This window comes from Pseudomonas sp. HY2-MNA-CIBAN-0224 (assembly GCF_040310285.1).
Classification (GTDB): domain Bacteria; phylum Pseudomonadota; class Gammaproteobacteria; order Pseudomonadales; family Pseudomonadaceae; genus Aquipseudomonas; species Aquipseudomonas helleri.
This window is the reverse complement of sequence record NZ_JBEOPQ010000043.1, coordinates 1-19,806: the sequence shown is the minus strand read 5'-3', so window position 1 is coordinate 19,806 and position 19,806 is coordinate 1. Positions and strand designations below refer to the sequence as shown.

The 19,806-nt window shown below is 58.7% G+C and carries 17 protein-coding genes; all 17 read left to right on the top strand.

From position 1 onward, the window contains the following. The first annotated feature begins 67 nt into the window (after positions 1–67). The 17 genes from AAEZ03_RS18065 (at position 68) to nuoN (ending at position 19,654) form a co-directional block, all read left to right on the top strand. Entirely contained in the window at positions 68–1,234 is a 1,167-nt protein-coding gene (locus tag AAEZ03_RS18065; protein ID WP_350580426.1) for a ribosomal protein uL16 3-hydroxylase, read from the top strand. After that, positions 1,227–1,649, top strand: a complete 423-nt coding sequence (locus AAEZ03_RS18060; RefSeq protein WP_123750410.1) for a GNAT family N-acetyltransferase — start codon at positions 1,227–1,229, stop codon at positions 1,647–1,649. The genes AAEZ03_RS18065 and AAEZ03_RS18060 overlap by 8 nt, the downstream gene beginning before the upstream one ends. A 202-nt stretch (positions 1,650–1,851) precedes the next feature. Further along, positions 1,852–2,595, top strand: a complete 744-nt coding sequence (locus AAEZ03_RS18055; RefSeq protein ID WP_350580423.1) for a secretin N-terminal domain-containing protein — start codon at positions 1,852–1,854, stop codon at positions 2,593–2,595. Between the two features lie 232 nt (positions 2,596–2,827). Continuing rightward, positions 2,828–4,153, top strand: a complete 1,326-nt coding sequence (gene aceA / locus AAEZ03_RS18050; RefSeq protein ID WP_048387738.1) for an isocitrate lyase — start codon at positions 2,828–2,830, stop codon at positions 4,151–4,153. A gap of 557 nt (positions 4,154–4,710) precedes the next feature. Then, the gene (locus AAEZ03_RS18045) at positions 4,711–5,124 is read left to right on the top strand and encodes an NADH-quinone oxidoreductase subunit A (RefSeq protein ID WP_003446990.1); all 414 of its coding nucleotides are present in this window, start codon (positions 4,711–4,713) and stop codon (positions 5,122–5,124) included. Positions 5,125–5,134: 10 nt separating this feature from the next. Next, complete coding sequence (locus AAEZ03_RS18040; RefSeq protein ID WP_350580418.1) at positions 5,135–5,809, top strand: NuoB/complex I 20 kDa subunit family protein; 675 nt, start codon at positions 5,135–5,137, stop codon at positions 5,807–5,809. 74 nt (positions 5,810–5,883) lie between these two features. Further along, positions 5,884–7,668 carry an NADH-quinone oxidoreductase subunit C/D gene (gene nuoC / locus AAEZ03_RS18035; RefSeq protein WP_048368795.1) on the top strand — a complete coding sequence of 595 codons (1,785 nt, stop codon included), beginning with the start codon at positions 5,884–5,886 and terminating at the stop codon, positions 7,666–7,668. A gap of 2 nt (positions 7,669–7,670) precedes the next feature. After that, positions 7,671–8,168 carry an NADH-quinone oxidoreductase subunit NuoE gene (gene nuoE / locus AAEZ03_RS18030; protein WP_048368551.1) on the top strand — a complete coding sequence of 166 codons (498 nt, stop codon included), beginning with the start codon at positions 7,671–7,673 and terminating at the stop codon, positions 8,166–8,168. Continuing rightward, positions 8,165–9,520 carry an NADH-quinone oxidoreductase subunit NuoF gene (nuoF, locus tag AAEZ03_RS18025; protein WP_048387736.1) on the top strand — a complete coding sequence of 452 codons (1,356 nt, stop codon included), beginning with the start codon at positions 8,165–8,167 and terminating at the stop codon, positions 9,518–9,520. The genes nuoE and nuoF overlap by 4 nt, the downstream gene beginning before the upstream one ends. Positions 9,521–9,653: 133 nt before the next feature. Next, positions 9,654–12,368, top strand: a complete 2,715-nt coding sequence (gene nuoG / locus AAEZ03_RS18020; RefSeq protein ID WP_048368553.1) for an NADH-quinone oxidoreductase subunit NuoG — start codon at positions 9,654–9,656, stop codon at positions 12,366–12,368. Next, complete coding sequence (gene nuoH / locus AAEZ03_RS18015; RefSeq protein WP_048368554.1) at positions 12,365–13,372, top strand: NADH-quinone oxidoreductase subunit NuoH; 1,008 nt, start codon at positions 12,365–12,367, stop codon at positions 13,370–13,372. Before nuoG ends, nuoH begins: the two co-directional genes overlap by 4 nt. A 12-nt stretch (positions 13,373–13,384) precedes the next feature. Further along, complete coding sequence (gene nuoI, locus AAEZ03_RS18010; RefSeq protein ID WP_016780194.1) at positions 13,385–13,933, top strand: NADH-quinone oxidoreductase subunit NuoI; 549 nt, start codon at positions 13,385–13,387, stop codon at positions 13,931–13,933. 9 nt (positions 13,934–13,942) lie between these two features. Beyond that, positions 13,943–14,446, top strand: coding sequence for an NADH-quinone oxidoreductase subunit J (nuoJ, locus tag AAEZ03_RS18005; RefSeq protein WP_048368555.1), 504 nt, complete (start codon positions 13,943–13,945; stop codon positions 14,444–14,446). Position 14,447: 1 nt separating this feature from the next. Then, positions 14,448–14,756, top strand: coding sequence for an NADH-quinone oxidoreductase subunit NuoK (gene nuoK / locus AAEZ03_RS18000; protein WP_003446970.1), 309 nt, complete (start codon positions 14,448–14,450; stop codon positions 14,754–14,756). Next, a complete protein-coding gene (gene nuoL / locus AAEZ03_RS17995) occupies positions 14,753–16,606 on the top strand; it encodes an NADH-quinone oxidoreductase subunit L (RefSeq protein WP_350580412.1) in 1,854 nt (617 codons plus the stop codon). The genes nuoK and nuoL overlap by 4 nt, the downstream gene beginning before the upstream one ends. Before the next feature lie 38 nt (positions 16,607–16,644). Continuing rightward, positions 16,645–18,177: an NADH-quinone oxidoreductase subunit M gene (gene nuoM, locus AAEZ03_RS17990; protein ID WP_048387732.1), complete on the top strand. Its 1,533-nt coding sequence runs from the start codon at positions 16,645–16,647 to the stop codon at positions 18,175–18,177. 7 nt (positions 18,178–18,184) lie between these two features. Further along, positions 18,185–19,654 carry an NADH-quinone oxidoreductase subunit NuoN gene (gene nuoN, locus AAEZ03_RS17985; RefSeq protein WP_350580410.1) on the top strand — a complete coding sequence of 490 codons (1,470 nt, stop codon included), beginning with the start codon at positions 18,185–18,187 and terminating at the stop codon, positions 19,652–19,654. Positions 19,655–19,806: the final 152 nt, after the last annotated feature.

Here is a 19,806-nt window from a genome sequence, read left to right as displayed (position 1 = left end):
TTAACGCCCGGCCGTGCCGGGCGTTTTTATTCCTGATTACAAAGCGCATTTTTTCAATAGGTTACACATGAATCCTGATACTCCTCTTCAACTTCTGGGCGGCATCACGGCGCGCGAGTTCATGCGCGACTACTGGCAGAAAAAACCACTGCTGATCCGCCAGGCAATTCCTGACTTCGAAAGCCCGATCGATGCCGACGAACTGGCCGGTCTGGCGCTGGAAGAAGAAGTCGAATCGCGCCTGATCATCGAGCACGGCGAGCGCCCATGGGAACTGCGCCGCGGCCCGTTCGCAGAAGACGAATTCGGCAAACTGCCAGAGCGCGAGTGGACCCTGCTGGTTCAAGCCGTTGACCAGTTCGTCCCGGAAGTCGGTGAACTGCTGGAAAACTTCCGCTTCCTGCCAAGCTGGCGCATCGATGACGTAATGATCAGCTACGCAGCCCCGGGCGGCAGCGTTGGCCCGCACTTCGACAACTACGACGTGTTCCTCCTGCAAGGCCACGGCAAACGCCACTGGCAGATCGGCCAGATGTGCGACGCCGACAGCAAGCTGCTGGAACATGCCGACCTGCGTATTCTGGCTGAGTTCGAGGCCACCGATGAGTGGACCCTGGAACCCGGCGACATGCTCTACCTGCCGCCACGCCTGGCCCACTGCGGCGTTGCCGTGGACGACTGCCTGACCTACTCGGTCGGTTTCCGCGCCCCGAGCGCAGCCGAAGTACTGACCCACTTCACGGACTTCCTGAGCCAGTATCTGCCGGACGAATACCGCTACACTGACGCTGACGCGCAGCCTGTAAGCGATCCGCACCAGATTCAGCACGACGCTCTGGGGCGCCTGAAGAACCTGCTGACCGAGCACATGAGCGACGAGCGCATGCTGCTGACCTGGTTCGGCCAGTTCATGACCGAGCCACGCTACCCGGAACTCGTGGTCGGCCCGGAACTCGAAGAGCCCGAGCTGATCGACAGCCTGGAACAGGGCGCCATCCTGATCCGCAATCCGAGCGCCCGCCTGGCCTGGTCTGAAGTGGACGAAGACCTGCTGTTGTTCGCCAGCGGCCAAAGCCGCCTGTTGCCGGGTAAACTGCGCGAATTGCTGAAAATGATTTGCGCGGCCGATGCCCTGCACAGTGATAACCTCGGCCCATGGCTGGCCGATGAAGACGCAAGCAACCTGCTCTTCGAGCTGGTTAAACAAGGAAGCTTGGGGTTTGCTGATGAATAAGACTCACGTAAGTGTCGCCGACTGGAAAAAGGACAACTCCGATATTCGACGCATTCGTGAGACGGTGTTTATTGCCGAACAACAAGTCCCGCCCGAACTGGAATGGGACGCAGACGACGCAGATGCCGTGCATTTTCTGGCTTATGAGGGCGATTTCCCGATTGGTACTGCCCGGCTGCTGCCGGACGGCCACATTGGACGAGTGTCTGTCCTCAAAGACTGGCGCGGCCTCAAAGTGGGCGACGCCTTGATGCAGGCCGCGATCAGCGAAGCTGAAAAACGCGGCCTCAAAAAGCAGCAGCTCAGCGCGCAAGTGCACGCAACGCCGTTCTATGAGCGCCTGGGTTTCAAAATCGTCAGCGACGAATTCCTCGAAGCAGGCATTCCGCACGTTGATATGGAACGCGTTAGCTAACCACTACGCCCACCTTTGTGGGAGCGGGCTTGCTCGCGATACGGATAACGCTGCTTTGCAGAAAGAATGAGTCGTCTGCATCGCGAGCAAGCCCGCTCCCACATGCGTGACAACAAAACGCCCTGCCATCTTCGGATCGCAGGGCGTTTTGCTATCTGCCACACTCCGCAGATACTTTTCACGTATTGCGGAGATAACGGACATGTCCCTACGCCCCTTCATCGCCAGCCTGCTCATGGTCTTCAGCATGAGCGCACTGGCCGATACCAAAGTCATTACCTTACAAAACCGTACCAGCGCCGATCTACTGCCGATTGCGCAGAACTTTATCGGTAAAAACGGCAAAGTCAGCGCCTATGGCAACCAACTGATTGTCGAAGCAGCTCCCTCGAAAATTCAAAACCTGGAAAACCTGCTAGCGCAACTCGACACCCCCGCCAAGCGCTTGCTGATTACGGTCGATACGCGCGACAACAGCCTGCCCGAATCCAATTCAGACAACCGCGTGATCAGCACCGCCAGCCGTGAAGGCGGCATTCAGCAAATCGAGGCCACTGAAGGTGTGCCCGCGCAAATCCAGATCGGCCAGAGCGTGCCCCTCACCAGCACCCAGACAGACGCTTATGGCCGACTGCTCACACAGACCGAATACCGCGATGTCACCCAGGGTTTTTTCGTCACCGCCACCGTCACAGGTGAAACGGTACACCTCGCGATCAGCACGCATCTGGACAGCATGAGCCAGGAGCGTCCCGATGTAGTGAACATGCAAAATTCCAACACACAGATCAGCGGCCCCCTCGGCCAGTGGATCACCGTGGCAGGCAGCAGCAACCAGAGCCAGACCGAAAATAACGCTACAACCCTTACGTACTCTACTCAAGGGCGCAACGACATGACGGTGCGGGTCAAAGTAAACACTCTCGACCAGAGGACCCAAAACTGACTGACGGGTCGTATTAGACTAAATATGTAGTACCGCGAAAAAAGCACTACAAAGTGTTTGACGACACAAAAATGCAAAGGCATGATGGCCCCGCTCCCGCCAATCAGAGCCCCGTAAAAGGGCCCTGGATGACTCTTGGCGAGCAGCCATTCACGCACTTACACAAACACAATTGCTGTGTGCTGGCGGAGCAAATTTTTCAACCCAGACCTATGCGACGAGGTTTATCTCCATGGCACTGACACGCGAACAGCAAATTGCAGCCCTTGAAAAAGACTGGGCCGAAAACCCACGCTGGAAAGGCGTGAAACGCGATTATTCCGCTGCTGACGTGGTCCGCCTGCGTGGTTCGGTTCAACCCGAGCACACCTTTGCAAAATTGGGCGCTGACAAGCTGTGGAAACTGGTGACACAGGGCGCACACCCGTCCTTCCGTCCTGAGAAAGATTTCGTCAACTGCATGGGCGCCCTGACCGGGGGCCAGGCAGTTCAACAGGTTAAAGCCGGCATCCAGGCTATCTACCTGTCGGGTTGGCAAGTGGCAGCAGACAACAACTCTGCTGAATCCATGTACCCCGATCAGTCGCTGTACCCGGTGGACTCGGTTCCAACCGTGGTCAAGCGCATCAACAACTCGTTCCGTCGTGCCGACCAGATCCAGTGGAAAGCCGGCAAAAACCCGGGCGACGCAGGCTACATCGACTACTTCGCTCCTATCGTGGCAGACGCTGAAGCCGGTTTCGGCGGCGTACTGAACGCTTACGAACTGATGAAGAACATGATCGAAGCAGGCGCCGCCGGCGTGCACTTCGAAGACCAACTCGCCTCGGTAAAAAAATGCGGCCACATGGGCGGCAAAGTACTGGTACCTACCCAGGAAGCCGTACAAAAGCTGACTGCAGCGCGTCTGGCTGCTGACGTGGCTGGCGTACCGACCATCATCCTGGCCCGTACCGACGCTAACGCCGCAGACCTGTTGACTTCTGACTGCGACCCGTACGACCAGCCGTTCGTGTCTGGCGAGCGCACCAAAGAAGGCTTCTACAAAGTCCGTGCAGGCCTGGACCAAGCCATTGCCCGCGGCCTGGCCTACGCCCCTTACGCCGATCTGATCTGGTGTGAAACCGCCAAACCGGACCTGGACGAAGCACGCCGCTTTGCCGAAGCGATCAAAAAGGAATACCCGGACCAACTGCTGTCGTACAACTGCTCGCCTTCCTTCAACTGGAAGAAAAACCTGGACGACGCGACCATCGCCAAGTTCCAGCGCGAACTGTCAGCCATGGGCTACAAGCACCAGTTCATCACCCTGGCCGGCATTCACAACATGTGGCACAGCATGTTCAACCTGGCGCACGACTACGCCCGCAACGACATGACCGCCTACGTGAAACTGCAAGAGCAGGAATTCGCTGACGCAGAAAAAGGCTACACCTTCGTGGCGCACCAACAAGAAGTGGGCACCGGCTACTTCGACGACATGACCACCGTTATTCAAGGTGGCTCTTCATCGGTAACCGCCCTGACCGGCTCGACCGAAGAAGAACAGTTCCACTGATAGCTGCTCCTCAGTGATTGGCGCCCCGACTGGTTCGGGGCGTTTTTTTGTGTGCCCGAACAACCCTGTAGGAGCGAGCTTGTCTCGCGATCTTTTGATCTTTTAAAGATCACGAGGCAAGCTCGCTCCTACAGAGGGGTGAGCATTCACGAAAACCCTGACCCAGATCCATAAACTGAAACGTGAAGCAGGTTACAAAGCCAAGTTCAAAACTTGCCAAGTGCGTCTATATAAGCCAAGTTCAACGGGTTAACCGTACTGCGTCACAACATCGCAGCCCTTAAACGATATTAATTATCATTTAGAGTTGCTTTTGTTGATTACCTGCGCCGTAAAACATAATCCTTGAAACACGCTGTAATCCACGGAACACAAGGCCTGCGCAGACTTTGAGGAGTGCTATACCACTAAAGGATTGAATTAATTCATCTTAGAAAATTTACTTGCTGGGTGTTTAGCCATAAAATCCCGGCAATCAATAGCGCTGCGACATATCGTCACTGCTTTATTACCTTTTTAAGCTCAGAGACCTTTGCTCTCTGTTAAGGATTTCCAGCATGCCCGAAGCGACAGGACTCATAGCCCACAACTGGGGCTTTGCCATTTTCCTTCTCGGCGTTGTCGGCCTCTGCGCCTTCATGCTCGGCGTCTCCAGCCTCCTTGGGTCAAAAGCCTGGGGCCGCAGCAAAAATGAACCGTTCGAGTCCGGCATGCTGCCTACCGGTGGCGCCCGCTTGCGGCTCTCTGCAAAATTCTATCTGGTCGCGATGCTGTTCGTGATCTTCGATATCGAAGCCCTCTTTCTCTTTGCATGGTCTGTGTCTGTTCGCGAAAGCGGCTGGACCGGATTCGTCGAAGCTCTCGTTTTCATAGCAATTCTGTTGGCAGGCCTTGTCTACCTATTTCGGGTGGGTGCTCTTGATTGGGCACCGGAAGCTCGTCGTAAGCGGCAGGCCAAGCTGAAACAATGAGGCTTTGGCAATGCAATACGAACTCACCAGGATCGACCCGGATGCTCCTAACGAGCAATACCCGATCGGCAATCGGGAAACCGTTGCCGATCCGTTAGAAGATCAAGTCCACAAAAACATTTTCATGGGCAAGCTGGAAGACGTGCTGAACGGCACGGTCAACTGGGGGCGTAAAAACTCCTTGTGGCCGTACAACTTCGGCTTGTCGTGCTGCTACGTGGAAATGACAACCGCCTTCACAGCGCCCCACGACATCGCGCGCTTTGGCGCCGAAGTGATCCGGGCATCGCCGCGTCAGGCGGATTTCATGGTTATTGCCGGTACCTGCTTCATCAAGATGGCGCCGATCATTCAGCGTCTCTATGAGCAAATGCTTGAGCCTAAGTGGGTTATCTCCATGGGTTCTTGCGCCAACTCCGGTGGCATGTACGACATCTACTCCGTGGTTCAAGGGGTCGACAAGTTCCTGCCCGTGGACGTTTACGTGCCAGGCTGCCCACCCCGCCCAGAGGCTTTTCTGCAAGGCTTGATGCTCTTGCAAGAGTCGATTGGCCAGGAGCGTCGCCCACTTTCCTGGGTTGTCGGTGAACAAGGCGTGTACCGCGCCAAGATGCCGTCCCAAAAGGAACAGCGCCGCGAACAGCGTATTCAGGTCACTAACCTGCGCAGCCCCGACGAAGTCTGATCCAGCGCCGCTTCTATACATAGAACGAAACACTGGCTTCATTCTTTACGTTGAACGAAAGCGATAAAAAAACCATGACTACAGGCTCCGCTCTGTACATCCCGCCTTACAAGGCTGACGACCAGGATGTGGTTGTCGAACTCAATACCCGTTTTGGCCCTGAAGCGTTCACCGCACAGGCCACACGCACCGGCATGCCGGTGCTTTGGGTTACCCGCGCAAAATTGGTTGAAGTACTGACCTTCCTGCGCAACCTGCCAAAACCTTACGTCATGCTCTATGACTTGCACGGTGTGGACGAACGTCTGCGCACCAAGCGTCAGGGCTTGCCATCGGGTGCAGACTTCACGGTCTTCTACCACCTGATGTCGCTTGAGCGTAATAGTGACGTAATGATCAAGGTTGCCTTGTCCGAGAGCGACCTCAGCCTGCCGACCATCACCGGTATCTGGCCAAATGCCAACTGGTATGAGCGTGAAGTCTGGGACATGTTCGGTATCGACTTCAAAGGCCACCCGCACCTGTCGCGCATCATGATGCCGCCGACCTGGGAAGGTCACCCGCTGCGCAAGGACTTCCCGGCGCGTGCGACCGAGTTCGATCCGTACAGCCTGACCCTGGCCAAAGTACAGCTGGAAGAAGAAGCCGCGCGCTTCCGCCCTGAAGACTGGGGCATGAAGCGTTCCGGCGAAAACGAGGACTATATGTTCCTCAACCTGGGCCCGAACCACCCTTCGGCTCACGGTGCCTTCCGCATCATTCTGCAACTGGACGGCGAAGAGATCGTCGACTGCGTGCCAGACATCGGCTACCACCACCGTGGTGCCGAGAAGATGGCCGAGCGCCAGTCCTGGCACAGTTTCATCCCGTATACCGACCGTATCGACTACCTCGGTGGCGTGATGAACAACCTGCCCTACGTGCTCTCGGTCGAGAAGCTCGCCGGGATCAAGGTGCCGGACCGGGTCGACACCATCCGCATCATGATGGCCGAGTTCTTCCGTATCACCAGCCACCTGCTGTTCCTGGGTACCTATATCCAGGACGTGGGCGCCATGACCCCGGTGTTCTTCACCTTCACCGACCGTCAGCGCGCTTACAAAGTGATCGAAGCCATCACCGGTTTCCGCCTGCACCCGGCCTGGTATCGCATCGGTGGCGTTGCCCACGACCTGCCAAATGGCTGGGAGCGTCTGGTCAAGGAATTCGTCGAGTGGATGCCAAAGCGTCTGGACGAATACCAAAAAGCCGCACTGGACAACAGCATTCTGCGTGGCCGTACCATCGGCGTCGCCCAGTACAACACCAAAGAGGCCCTGGAATGGGGCGTCACCGGTGCTGGCCTGCGTTCCACCGGCTGCGACTTCGACGTGCGTAAAGCGCGTCCGTACTCCGGCTACGAGAACTTCGAATTCGAAGTTCCGCTGGCAGCCAACGGCGATGCCTACGACCGCTGCATCGTGCGTGTCGAAGAAATGCGTCAGAGCCTGAAAATCATCGAGCAGTGCATGCGCAACATGCCCGCCGGCCCGTACAAGGCGGATCACCCGCTGACCACGCCGCCGCCTAAAGAGCGCACGCTGCAGCACATCGAGACCTTGATCACGCACTTCCTGCAAGTTTCGTGGGGCCCGGTCATGCCGGCCAACGAATCCTTCCAGATGATCGAAGCGACCAAGGGCATCAACAGTTACTACCTGACGAGCGATGGCGGCACCATGAGCTACCGCACCCGGATTCGCACCCCGAGCTTCGCCCATTTGCAGCAGATCCCTTCGGTGATCAAAGGCGAAATGGTCGCGGACTTGATTGCGTACCTGGGGAGTATCGATTTCGTTATGGCCGACGTGGACCGCTAAGCATGAACAGCACGCTTATCCAGACAGACCGTTTCGCCCTGAGCGAAACCGAGCGCTCGGCCATCGAGCACGAGATGCATCACTACGAAGATCCACGCGCAGCGTCGATCGAAGCCCTGAAGATCGTTCAGAAGGAACGCGGCTGGGTGCCGGATGGCGCGGTATACGCCATCGGCGAACTGCTGGGCATCCCTGCCAGCGACGTTGAAGGCGTGGCCACGTTCTACAGCCAGATCTTCCGTCAGCCGGTGGGCCGCCACATCATTCGCGTGTGCGACAGCATGGTGTGCTACATCGGTGGTCACGAGTCCGTGGTCGGCGAAATCCAGAGCAAGCTGGGCATCGGCCTGGGTCAGACCACTCCGGACGGCCGCTTCACGCTGCTGCCGGTGTGCTGCCTGGGCAACTGCGACAAGGCGCCGGCGTTGATGATCGACGACGACACATTCGGTGACGTGCAGCCTGCTGGCGTCGCTACGTTGTTGGAGGGCTACCCATGACCCTGACTTCTTTCGGCCCTGCCAACCGCATTGCGCGTTCGGCAGAAACCCACCCGCTGACCTGGCGCCTGCGTGACGACGGCGAGCCTGTATGGCTCGACGAGTATCAGGCCAAAGACGGCTACGCGGCGGCGCGCAAAGCGTTCGCGGACATGGCGCAGGACGATATCGTCCAGACCGTGAAAGACGCGGGCCTCAAGGGTCGTGGTGGTGCGGGCTTCCCCACGGGCGTGAAGTGGGGGCTGATGCCTAAAGACGAATCCATGAACATCCGTTACCTGCTGTGTAACGCCGATGAAATGGAACCCAACACCTGGAAAGACCGCATGCTGATGGAGCAACTGCCCCATCTGCTGATCGAAGGCATGCTGATCAGTGCTCGCGCGCTTAAAACCTACCGTGGCTACATCTTCCTGCGCGGTGAATACACCACCGCCGCCGTGCACCTGCGTCGTGCGGTCGAAGAAGCCAAGGCAGCCGGCCTGCTGGGCAAGAACATCCTCGGTTCGGGCTTTGACTTCGAACTGTTCGTGCACACCGGCGCCGGGCGTTACATCTGCGGCGAAGAAACCGCACTGATCAACTCCCTCGAAGGCCGTCGCGCCAACCCGCGTTCCAAGCCGCCCTTCCCGGCCGCTGTGGGCGTATGGGGCAAGCCGACCTGCGTGAACAACGTAGAAACCCTGTGCAACGTACCGGCCATCATTGGCAACGGCGTTGACTGGTACAAATCCCTCGCCCGCGAAGGCAGCGAAGACCACGGCACCAAGCTGATGGGCTTCTCCGGCAAAGTGAAGAACCCTGGCCTGTGGGAACTGCCGTTCGGCGTCACCGCACGCGAGCTGTTCGAAGACTACGCCGGTGGCATGCGCGACGGCTTCAAGCTCAAGTGCTGGCAGCCAGGCGGCGCCGGTACCGGCTTCCTGCTGCCAGAGCACCTGGACGCACAAATGTACGCCGGCGGCATCGGCAAAGTCGGTACCCGTATGGGTACGGGCCTGGCGATGGCGGTGGACGACAGCGTCAACATGGTCTCCCTGCTGCGCAACATGGAACAGTTCTTTGCCCGTGAATCGTGCGGTTTCTGCACCCCTTGCCGTGATGGTTTGCCATGGAGCGTCAAGCTCTTGATGGCCCTGGAGAAAGGCGAAGGTCAGCCCGGCGATATCGAGACCCTGCTGGGTCTGGTCGGTTTCCTCGGCCCAGGCAAAACCTTCTGTGCTCACGCACCGGGCGCCGTGGAGCCATTGGGCAGCGCGATCAAGTACTTCCGTCCAGAGTTCGAAGCCGGTATTGCGCAAGCAAAACCTGGCGCCGTACCGCTGGCTCGCCCGATTGTAATCGGCGCGTAACGCTTTGACTGAGGGTGGTCCGTACCACCCTTTGATCGTTCGATGACGCCGTAAAGGCTGTGTTGATTCGAACGCATAACAAGATTCCATTAGCCACGCCCGCTGACACCGGGCCAACGAAGAACTTTGAACCATGGCCACTATCCACGTAGACGGCAAAGAGCTCGAAGTCGATGGGGCAGACAACCTGTTACAGGCCTGTTTGTCGCTAGGACTCGATATTCCGTATTTCTGCTGGCACCCTGCCCTGGGCAGCGTCGGCGCCTGCCGCCAGTGCGCAGTCAAGCAGTACACCGACGAGAACGACACCCGTGGTCGTATCGTCATGTCCTGCATGACCCCGGCCACTGACGGAAGCTGGATTTCCATCGAAGACGAAGAAGCGAAAGTGTTTCGCGCCAGCGTCGTCGAATGGCTGATGACCAACCACCCGCACGACTGCCCTGTGTGCGAAGAAGGCGGTCACTGCCACCTGCAAGACATGACCGTGATGACCGGCCACAACGAGCGCCGTTATCGCTTCACCAAGCGTACCCACCAGAACCAGGAACTCGGCCCGTTCATCGCTCACGAGATGAACCGCTGCATCGCCTGCTATCGCTGCGTGCGCTACTACAAAGACTACGCAGGCGGTACCGACCTGGGTGTGTTCGGCGCTCACGACAACGTGTACTTCGGTCGCGTTGAAGACGGCGTGCTTGAAAGCGAGTTCTCCGGCAACCTCACCGAGGTCTGCCCGACCGGTGTGTTCACCGACAAGACTCACTCCGAGCGCTACAACCGTAAGTGGGACATGCAGTTCGCGCCAAGCATCTGCCACGGTTGCTCCAGCGGCTGCAACATCAGCCCGGGCGAACGTTATGGCGAGCTGCGCCGCATCGAAAACCGTTTCAACGGTTCGGTGAACCAGTACTTCCTGTGCGACCGTGGCCGTTTCGGCTATGGCTACGTCAACCGCACCGACCGTCCACGTCAGCCGCTGCTGGCCGACGGCACCAAACTGGGCCTCGACGCGGCGCTGGACAAAGCGGCTGAACTGCTGCGCGGTCGCAACATCGTCGGTATCGGTTCGCCACGTGCCAGCCTCGAAAGTAACTACGCGTTGCTTGAGCTGGTCGGCGCCGAGCACTTCTACTCCGGCATCGAAGCCGCTGAGCTGGAGCGCATCCGCCTGGTGCTGCAAGTACTCAAAGACAGCCCGCTGCCAGTGCCTAACCTGCGCGAGATCGAAGATCACGACGCCGTGTTCGTGCTGGGTGAAGACCTGACCCAGACCGCCGCCCGTATGGCGCTGTCGCTGCGTCAATCGGTCAAGGGCAAAGCTGAAGACATGGCCGACGCCATGCGCGTTCAGCCTTGGCTCGACGCTGCGGTGAAAAACATCGGCCAGCACGCGCTGAACCCGCTGTTTATCGCCAGCCTGGCTGAAACCAAGCTCGATGACGTGGCTGAAGAGTGTGTACACGCTGCCCCTGAAGACCTGGCGCGCATCGGTTTCGCCGTGGCTCACGCCATTGACGCCAGCGCACCGGCCGTACCGGGCCTGGACGCCGAAGCCCTTGAGCTGGCCCAGCGCATCGCTGACGCCCTGCTCGCAGCCAAACGCCCACTCATCGTGGCCGGTACTTCGCTAGGCTCCAAGGCCCTGATCGAAGCCGCAGGCAACATCGCCAAAGCTCTGCACCTGCGTGAGAAAGCCGGCTCCATCAGCCTGGTGGTGCCAGAGGCCAACAGCCTCGGCCTGGCCATGCTCGGCGGTGATTCGGTTGATGCGGCGCTGCAAGCCGTTATCGACGGCAAAGCCGATGCCATCGTGGTGCTGGAAAACGACCTGTTCACCCGTGTTGACGCGATCAAGGTCAATGCGGCACTGGACGCTGCCAAAGTCGTCATCGTTGCCGATCATCAAAAGACCGCGACCACAGACCGCGCTGACCTGGTTCTGCCAGCGGCCAGCTTCGCCGAAGGCGACGGTACTCTGGTCAGCCAGGAAGGCCGCGCCCAGCGCTTCTTCCAGGTCTACGAGCCGCGCTACCTGGACTCGAGCATTTTGATCCACGAAGGCTGGCGCTGGCTGCACGCCCTGCGCAGCACCCTGCTGAACAAGCCGGTTGACTGGACCCTGCTCGACCACGTGACTCAGGCCACCGCCGCCAGCACCCCGGAACTGGCCCAGATCGTTGATGCTGCGCCGTCCGCTGCGTTCCGTATCAAAGGTTTGAAACTGGCCCGTGAACCGCTGCGTTACAGCGGCCGCACAGCCATGCGCGCCAACATCAGCGTGCACGAGCCACGTATTCCACAAGACCCGGACACCGCGTTCGCGTTCTCGATGGAAGGTTACTCGGGCTCGGTAGAACCGCGTAAACAAGTGCCGTTCGCCTGGTCGCCGGGCTGGAACTCGCCACAAGCGTGGAACAAGTTCCAGGACGAAGTTGGTGGTCACATCCGCGCTGGCGACCCGGGCACCCGCCTGATCGAAAGCAAAGGTGATGCACTGAGCTGGTCCGCCAACATTCCGGGCGCGTTCAACCCGGCACGTGGCACCTGGCAAGTGGTGCCGTTCTATCACCTGCTGGGCAGCGAAGAGAACTCTTCGAAAGCCGCGCCGGTACAAGAGCGTATCCCTGCCGCCTACGTGGCCCTGGCCAAGTCCGAAGCCGACCGTCTGGGTGTCAACGACGGTGCGCTGCTGAGCTTGAACGTGGCGGGCCTGACCCTGCGTCTGCCGCTGCGTATCAATGAAGAGCTGGGTGCAGGTCTGGTGGCATTGCCAGCCGGTCTGCCAGGTATTCCGCCGGCTATCTTTGGCCTTACCGTTGACGGTTTGCAGGAGGCAGCCCAATGAGCTGGTTTACGCCTGAAGTGATCGACGTGATCATCACGGTGGTGCAGGCCATCGTGATCCTGCTCGCCGTGGTGGTGTGCGGCGCGCTGCTGAGCTGGGTCGAGCGTCGTTTGCTCGCCCTCTGGCAAGACCGTTACGGCCCGAACCGCGTAGGCCCGTTCGGCGCGTTTCAGATCGCCGCCGACATGATCAAGATGTTCTTCAAGGAAGACTGGACCCCTCCGTTTGCCGACAAGATGATCTTCACCCTGGCACCGGTTGTGGCCATGAGCGCTTTGCTCATCGCCTTTGCGATTATCCCGATCACCCCGACCTGGGGCGTGGCGGATCTGAACATCGGTATCTTGTTCTTCTTCGCCATGGCCGGCCTATCGGTGTACGCGGTGTTGTTCGCTGGCTGGTCCAGTAACAACAAGTTCGCCCTGCTCGGCAGCTTGCGTGCTTCGGCGCAGACCGTGTCGTACGAAGTGTTCATGGGCCTGTCGCTGATGGGCATCGTGGTGCAGGTTGGCTCGTTCAACATGCGCGACATCGTTGAATATCAAGCGCAAAACCTGTGGTTCATCATTCCGCAGATCTTCGGTTTCCTGACCTTCTTCATCGCTGGCGTCGCTGTGACTCACCGTCACCCCTTCGACCAGCCAGAAGCAGAACAGGAACTGGCCGATGGTTACCACATTGAATACGCCGGCATGAAATGGGGCATGTTCTTCGTCGGTGAGTACATCGGGATCGTGTTGATCTCGGCGTTGCTGGTGACTTTGTTCTTCGGTGGCTGGCACGGGCCTTTCGGCATCCTGCCGCAGATCCCGTTTATCTGGTTCGCCCTGAAGACCGCGTTTTTCATCATGATCTTCATCCTGCTGCGCGCTTCTATTCCGCGTCCACGGTATGACCAAGTGATGGATTTCAGCTGGAAGTTCTGCCTGCCGCTGACCCTGATCAATTTGCTGGTAACCGCTGCAATCGTGTTGATGAACACGCCTGCAGTCGCGGTTCAGTGAGGATAGAGACCCATGTTCAAGTACCTGTTTGACATCGTGCATGGCACCTACACCCAGCTTCGCAGCTTGGTGATGGTGTTTGGCCATGCCTTCCGCAAGCGTGACACGCTGCAATACCCGGAAGAACCGGTCTATCTGCCACCGCGTTACCGTGGCCGAATCGTCCTGACCCGCGACCCGGACGGCGAAGAGCGTTGTGTAGCCTGTAACCTGTGCGCCGTAGCGTGCCCGGTAGGCTGCATCTCGCTGCAAAAAGCCGAAACCGAAGATGGCCGTTGGTATCCGGAGTTCTTCCGCATCAACTTCTCACGCTGCATTTTCTGCGGTCTGTGTGAGGAAGCCTGCCCGACCACCGCGATCCAGCTCACACCGGATTTCGAAATGGCCGAGTTCAAACGTCAGGATCTGGTTTACGAGAAGGAAGATCTGCTGATCTCCGGCCCGGGCAAGAACCCTGATTACAACTTCTATCGTGTTGCGGGTATGGCCGTAGAAGGCAAGCCGAAAGGCGCTGCCCAGAACGAAGCCGAGCCGATCAACGTGAAGAGCTTGCTGCCTTAAGGAAGAACGATGGAATTCGCTTTCTATTTCGCATCGGGTGTCGCTGTCGTGTCCACGCTACGCGTGATCACCAACACCAACCCTGTGCACGCCCTGCTCTACCTGATTATTTCGCTGATTGCCGTAGCGATGACCTTTTTCAGCCTCGGCGCACCGTTTGCCGGTGTGCTCGAAGTGATCGCCTACGCCGGTGCCATCATGGTGCTGTTTGTGTTCGTGGTGATGATGCTCAACCAGGGCCCGGCCTCGGTGACGCAAGAACGCCACTGGCTCAAGCCCGGCATATGGGTTGGCCCGAGCATTCTGTCGGCCTTGCTGCTGGCTGAACTGCTGTATGTGCTGTTCGCTCACCAGAGCGGCGCGGCTATCGGTCAAACCACCATTGATGCAAAAGCCGTGGGCATTAGCCTGTTCGGCCCGTATCTGCTGGTGGTCGAACTCGCCTCGATGCTGCTGCTGGCTGCAGCGGTGACGGCGTTCCACTTGGGCCGCACTGAGGCGAAGGAGCAATAAGATGCCTGGAATACCTTTGGAACACGGGCTTGCGGTAGCAGGCGTACTGTTCTGCCTCGGTCTGGTTGGACTGATGGTTCGCCGTAACATTCTCTTCGTATTGATGAGTCTGGAAATCATGATGAACGCCGCGGCACTGGCGTTCATTGTTGCCGGTGCACGTTGGGCGCAGCCGGATGGACAAGTGATGTTCATCCTGGTGATCACCCTGGCAGCTGCCGAGGCCAGTATTGGCCTGGCGATCCTGCTGCAACTGTATCGCCGCTTCCACACGCTTGATATCGATGCTGCCAGTGAGATGCGCGGATGAACCTTCTCTTTCTGACTTTCGTATTCCCCCTGATCGGCTTTTTGCTGCTGTCGTTCTCCCGTGGACGCTTCAGCGAAAACCTCTCGGCACTGATCGGCGTCGGCTCCATTGGCCTGTCGGCCATCGTTGCCGCGTACGTGATCTGGCAATTCAACGTTGCGCCACCTGAAGGCGGCCACTACAGCCAAGTGCTGTGGCAGTGGATGTCGGTAGGCGACTTCAAGCCTAGCTTCACCCTGTACCTCGACGGCCTGGCAGTGACCATGCTCGGCGTTGTTGTCGGCGTGGGCTTCCTGATCCACGTGTTTGCCTCCTGGTACATGCGCGGTGAAGACGGCTACTCGCGCTTCTTCTCCTACACCAACCTGTTTATCGCCAGCATGCTGTTCCTGATCCTGGCCGATAACCTGCTGTTCGTGTACTTCGGTTGGGAAGGCGTGGGCCTGTGCTCTTACCTGTTGATCGGTTTCTACTACAGCAACCGCAACAACGGTAACGCCGCACTCAAAGCCTTTATCGTGACCCGTATCGGTGACGTGTTCCTGGCCATCGGCCTGTTCATCCTGTTCCAGCAACTGGGCACACTGAACATTCAGGAACTGCTGGTGCTGGCGCCGCAGAAATTCCAGACCGGTGACTTCTGGATCGTTCTGGCGACCCTGATGCTGCTGGGTGGTGCGGTCGGTAAATCGGCGCAACTGCCCCTGCAAACCTGGTTGGCAGACGCGATGGCGGGCCCGACACCTGTTTCGGCACTGATCCACGCCGCAACCATGGTAACCGCCGGTGTTTACCTGATCGCGCGGACCCACGGCCTGTTCACCCTGGCCCCTGAAGTGCTGCACCTGGTCGGCATCGTCGGCGGTGTGACACTGGTGCTGGCAGGTTTCGCAGCGCTGGTACAAACCGACATCAAACGTATCCTCGCCTACTCGACCATGAGCCAGATCGGCTACATGTTCCTGGCGCTGGGCGTTGGCGCCTGGGACGGGGCGATCTTCCACCTGATGACCCACGCCTTCTTCAAGGCCCTGCTGTTCCTTGCATCGGGTGCGGTGATTGTTGCCTGCCACCACGAGCAGAACATCTTCAAGATGGGCGGCCTGTGGAAAAAACTGCCACTGGCTTACGCCAGCTTCATCGTCGGCGGCGCGGCCTTGTCGGCCTTGCCATTGCTGACAGCAGGCTTCTACTCCAAGGACGAAATTCTTTGGGAAGCTTTCGCCAGCGGTCACAGCGGTCTGCTGTATGCCGGTCTGGCCGGTGCGTTCATGACCTCGCTGTACACCTTCCGTCTGATCTTCGTCACCTTCCACGGTGAAGCCAAGACTGAAGCCCACGCAGGCCACGGCGTAACCTACTGGCTGCCACTGAGCATCCTGATTGTGCTGTCGACCTTCATCGGCGCCCTGATCACGCCTCCGTTGGCTGGCGTACTGCCACAAAGCGTTGGCCATGCAGGCGGCGAAGCCAAACACAGCCTGGAAATCGCCTCGGGTGCCATTGCCCTGGCCGGTATCCTGCTCGCGGCTCTGCTGTACCTGGGCAAACGTCGTTTCGTTACCGCTGTTGCCAATAGCGGCATCGGTCGCTTCCTCTCGGCCTGGTGGTTCGCTGCCTGGGGCTTCGATTGGCTGTACGACAAACTGTTCGTCAAACCGTACCTGTTGATCTGCCGCGTGCTGCGCAAAGATCCGCTGGACCAGACCATTGGTTTGATCCCGCAGATGGCCAAGGCCGGGCATAACGCCCTGAGCCGCAGCGAAACCGGTCAACTGCGTTGGTACGCTGCTTCCATGGCCGCCGGTGCTGTACTGGTCATGGGCGCCATCGTACTGGTAGCGGTCTGATATGAACCTTCGACATTGCGAAAGGAATTGAGCCCGTCATGATTCTGCCTTGGCTAATCCTGATCCCCTTTATCGGCGGCCTGCTGTGCTGGCTGGGTGAGCGCTTCGGCCCTACCCTGCCACGCTGGATTGCGTTGCTGACCATGTCCCTCGAACTTGCCCTTGGCCTTTGGCTGTGGGCGCACGGGGACTACCATCTGGCACCGAACCCGGGCGCTGCCCCGGCGTGGGCGCTTGAGTTCCAGCACACCTGGATCGAGCGCTTCGGCATCAGCGTGCACCTGGCGCTGGACGGCCTGTCGCTGCTGATGATCCTGCTGACCGGCCTGTTGGGCGTGTTGTCGGTACTGTGTTCCTGGAAAGAAATTCAGCGTCACGTAGGCTTCTTCCACCTGAACCTGATGTGGATCCTGGGCGGCGTAGTTGGCGTGTTCCTCGCCATCGACCTGTTCATGTTCTTCTTCTTCTGGGAAATGATGCTGGTGCCGATGTACTTCCTCATCGCGCTCTGGGGTCACAGCTCATCCGACGGTAAGAAAACCCGTATCTACGCCGCGACCAAGTTCTTCATCTTCACTCAGGCTTCCGGCTTGATCATGTTGGTGGCGATCCTGGGCCTGGTGCTGGTTAACTACAATGAAACCGGTGTGCTGACCTTCAGCTACGCCGAGTTGCTGAAAACCAAGATGTCGCTCACCACCGAGTACATCCTGATGCTTGGCTTCTTCATTGCGTTTGCGGTGAAACTGCCGGTTGTACCGTTCCACTCCTGGTTGCCGGACGCTCACGCCCAGGCACCTACCGCAGGTTCGGTCGACTTGGCCGGTATCCTGCTCAAGACCGCTGCTTATGGTCTGCTGCGTTTCGCCTTGCCGCTGTTCCCGAATGCCTCGGCCGAGTTTGCGCCGATCGCCATGACCCTGGGTCTGATCGGGATTTTCTACGGCGCTTTCCTGGCCTTCGCACAAACCGATATCAAGCGTCTGATCGCGTTCTCCAGCGTTTCGCACATGGGCTTCGTCCTGATCGGCATCTACTCCGGTAGCCTGCTGGCATTGCAAGGCGCAGTGATCCAGATGCTCGCGCACGGTGTTTCGGCAGCGGCGCTGTTTATCCTCAGCGGCCAGCTGTACGAGCGCCTGCACACCCGTGACATGCGTGAAATGGGTGGCTTGTGGTCGAAAATCGCTTACTTGCCGGCCATCAGCCTGTTCTTTGCTGCCGCGTCGCTGGGCTTGCCAGGCACCGGTAACTTCGTGGGTGAGTTCCTGATTCTGATGGGCTCGTTCGCCAGCTTCCCTTGGGTCACGGCCATTGCAACAACCGGTCTGGTGTTTGGTTCGGTTTACTCGCTGATCATGATTCACCGCGCCTACTTCGGCCCGTCCAAATCGGACGCGGTACTGGCCGGCATGGATGCTCGTGAACTGATCATGGTGCTCGGTCTGGCGGTACTGCTGATTTTCATCGGCGTGTACCCGCAACCGTTCCTCGATACCTCTGCTGCGACCATGCATGGCGTGCAGCAATGGCTCGGCACCGCCTTCACTCAACTCGCTTCGGCCCGGTAAGAGCGCTATGGAATTCACGATCCAACACTTTATCGCGCTTGCTCCACTGCTGATTACCAGCCTCACCGTTGTGGTGGTGATGCTGGCAATCGCGTGGCGCCGCAATCACTCACAGACCTTCCTGCTTTCGGTGGCGGGTCTTAACCTGGCACTGCTGTCGATTTTCCCGGCATTGAAAGTGGCACCGCTGGCTGTCACCCCGCTGTTGATGATGGACAACTTTGCCTATCTGTACACCGGGCTGATCCTGGTCTCGACCCTGGCTTGTGTCACTCTCGCCCATGCTTACCTGGGCGAAGGCGGCACCGGCTACCCGGGCAACCGCGAAGAGCTTTACCTGCTGATCCTGCTGGCTGCGGCTGGCGGTATCGTGCTGGTGAGCGCGCAACACCTGGCGAGCTTGTTCATCGGCCTGGAGTTGCTCTCGGTTCCAGTCTACGGCCTGGTGGCTTACGCCTTCTTCAACAAGCGTTCGCTGGAAGCCGGCATCAAGTACATGGTGCTGTCAGCAGCAGGTTCTGCGTTCCTGCTGTTCGGTATGGCCCTGCTGTACGCCGAAGCCGGTAGCCTGAGCTTCAGCGGTATCGGCCACGCCCTGGCGTCGACAGGCGCGCCAAGCGCCATCGCACAGCTGGGTCTGGGCATGATGCTGGTGGGTCTGGCCTTTAAACTGTCGCTGGTACCGTTCCACCTCTGGACGCCAGACGTGTACGAAGGTGCTCCGGCGCCTGTGGCGGCTTTCTTGGCCACCGCTTCGAAAGTTGCCGTGTTTGCCGTCATCGTGCGTTTGTTCCAGATCTCCCCGGCCGCGACTACCGGTGTGATGAGCGACGTACTGACCGTGATCGCGATTGCTTCGATCCTGTTCGGTAACCTGCTGGCCCTGACCCAAAACAACCTCAAGCGTCTGCTGGGTTTCTCATCCATCGCCCACTTTGGCTACCTGCTGATCGCCCTGATTGCGAGCAAAGGCATGGCCGTTGAAGCGATCGGCGTGTACCTGATCACTTACGTGCTCACCAGCCTCGGTGCATTCGGCGTCATCACCATGATGTCGTCGCCGTACAAAGGCCGTGACGCAGACGCACTGTACGAGTACCGCGGCCTGTTCTGGCGCCGTCCGTACATGACCGCCGTACTGACCGTAATGATGCTGTCGCTGGCCGGTATCCCGCTGACCGCTGGCTTTATCGGCAAGTTCTACATCATTGCGACCGGCGTTGAAGCTCACCAATGGTGGCTGGTCGGTTCCCTGATCCTGGGTAGCGCCATTGGCGTGTTCTACTACCTGCGTGTGATGGTGACCCTGTACCTGGTCGAGCCGAAACTGCATCGCCACGATGCTCCGCTGAACTGGGAGCAGAAAGCAGGTGGCGTGATGCTACTGGCGGTTTCGATTCTGGTGTTCGTACTGGGCGTATACCCACAACCGATGCTGGAACTGGTGCAACACGCAACGCTGTACATGCATGGTTAAGCGTTAAACGGTTGTCCCGATACCCCGTGAAGGCCCGGCCTTCACGGGGTATTTTTTTGATCCTGCCAGCCCCTGTAGGAGCGAGCTTGCCTCGCGATCTTTTAAAGATCAAAAGATCGCGAAGGAGCGAGCTGGCCACGCGATCTTTTAAG

What these genes read in the sequence shown, in the direction of transcription:
- AAEZ03_RS18065 (WP_350580426.1), top strand. Translation starts at nt 68, where the DNA reads ATGAATCCTGATACTCCTCTTCAACTTCTGGGCGGCATCACGGCGCGC.
- AAEZ03_RS18060 (WP_123750410.1), top strand. Translation starts at nt 1,227, where the DNA reads ATGAATAAGACTCACGTAAGTGTCGCCGACTGGAAAAAGGACAACTCC.
- AAEZ03_RS18055 (WP_350580423.1), top strand. Translation starts at nt 1,852, where the DNA reads ATGTCCCTACGCCCCTTCATCGCCAGCCTGCTCATGGTCTTCAGCATG.
- aceA (WP_048387738.1), top strand. Translation starts at nt 2,828, where the DNA reads ATGGCACTGACACGCGAACAGCAAATTGCAGCCCTTGAAAAAGACTGG.
- AAEZ03_RS18045 (WP_003446990.1), top strand. Translation starts at nt 4,711, where the DNA reads ATGCCCGAAGCGACAGGACTCATAGCCCACAACTGGGGCTTTGCCATT.
- AAEZ03_RS18040 (WP_350580418.1), top strand. Translation starts at nt 5,135, where the DNA reads ATGCAATACGAACTCACCAGGATCGACCCGGATGCTCCTAACGAGCAA.
- nuoC (WP_048368795.1), top strand. Translation starts at nt 5,884, where the DNA reads ATGACTACAGGCTCCGCTCTGTACATCCCGCCTTACAAGGCTGACGAC.
- nuoE (WP_048368551.1), top strand. Translation starts at nt 7,671, where the DNA reads ATGAACAGCACGCTTATCCAGACAGACCGTTTCGCCCTGAGCGAAACC.
- nuoF (WP_048387736.1), top strand. Translation starts at nt 8,165, where the DNA reads ATGACCCTGACTTCTTTCGGCCCTGCCAACCGCATTGCGCGTTCGGCA.
- nuoG (WP_048368553.1), top strand. Translation starts at nt 9,654, where the DNA reads ATGGCCACTATCCACGTAGACGGCAAAGAGCTCGAAGTCGATGGGGCA.
- nuoH (WP_048368554.1), top strand. Translation starts at nt 12,365, where the DNA reads ATGAGCTGGTTTACGCCTGAAGTGATCGACGTGATCATCACGGTGGTG.
- nuoI (WP_016780194.1), top strand. Translation starts at nt 13,385, where the DNA reads ATGTTCAAGTACCTGTTTGACATCGTGCATGGCACCTACACCCAGCTT.
- nuoJ (WP_048368555.1), top strand. Translation starts at nt 13,943, where the DNA reads ATGGAATTCGCTTTCTATTTCGCATCGGGTGTCGCTGTCGTGTCCACG.
- nuoK (WP_003446970.1), top strand. Translation starts at nt 14,448, where the DNA reads ATGCCTGGAATACCTTTGGAACACGGGCTTGCGGTAGCAGGCGTACTG.
- nuoL (WP_350580412.1), top strand. Translation starts at nt 14,753, where the DNA reads ATGAACCTTCTCTTTCTGACTTTCGTATTCCCCCTGATCGGCTTTTTG.
- nuoM (WP_048387732.1), top strand. Translation starts at nt 16,645, where the DNA reads ATGATTCTGCCTTGGCTAATCCTGATCCCCTTTATCGGCGGCCTGCTG.
- nuoN (WP_350580410.1), top strand. Translation starts at nt 18,185, where the DNA reads ATGGAATTCACGATCCAACACTTTATCGCGCTTGCTCCACTGCTGATT.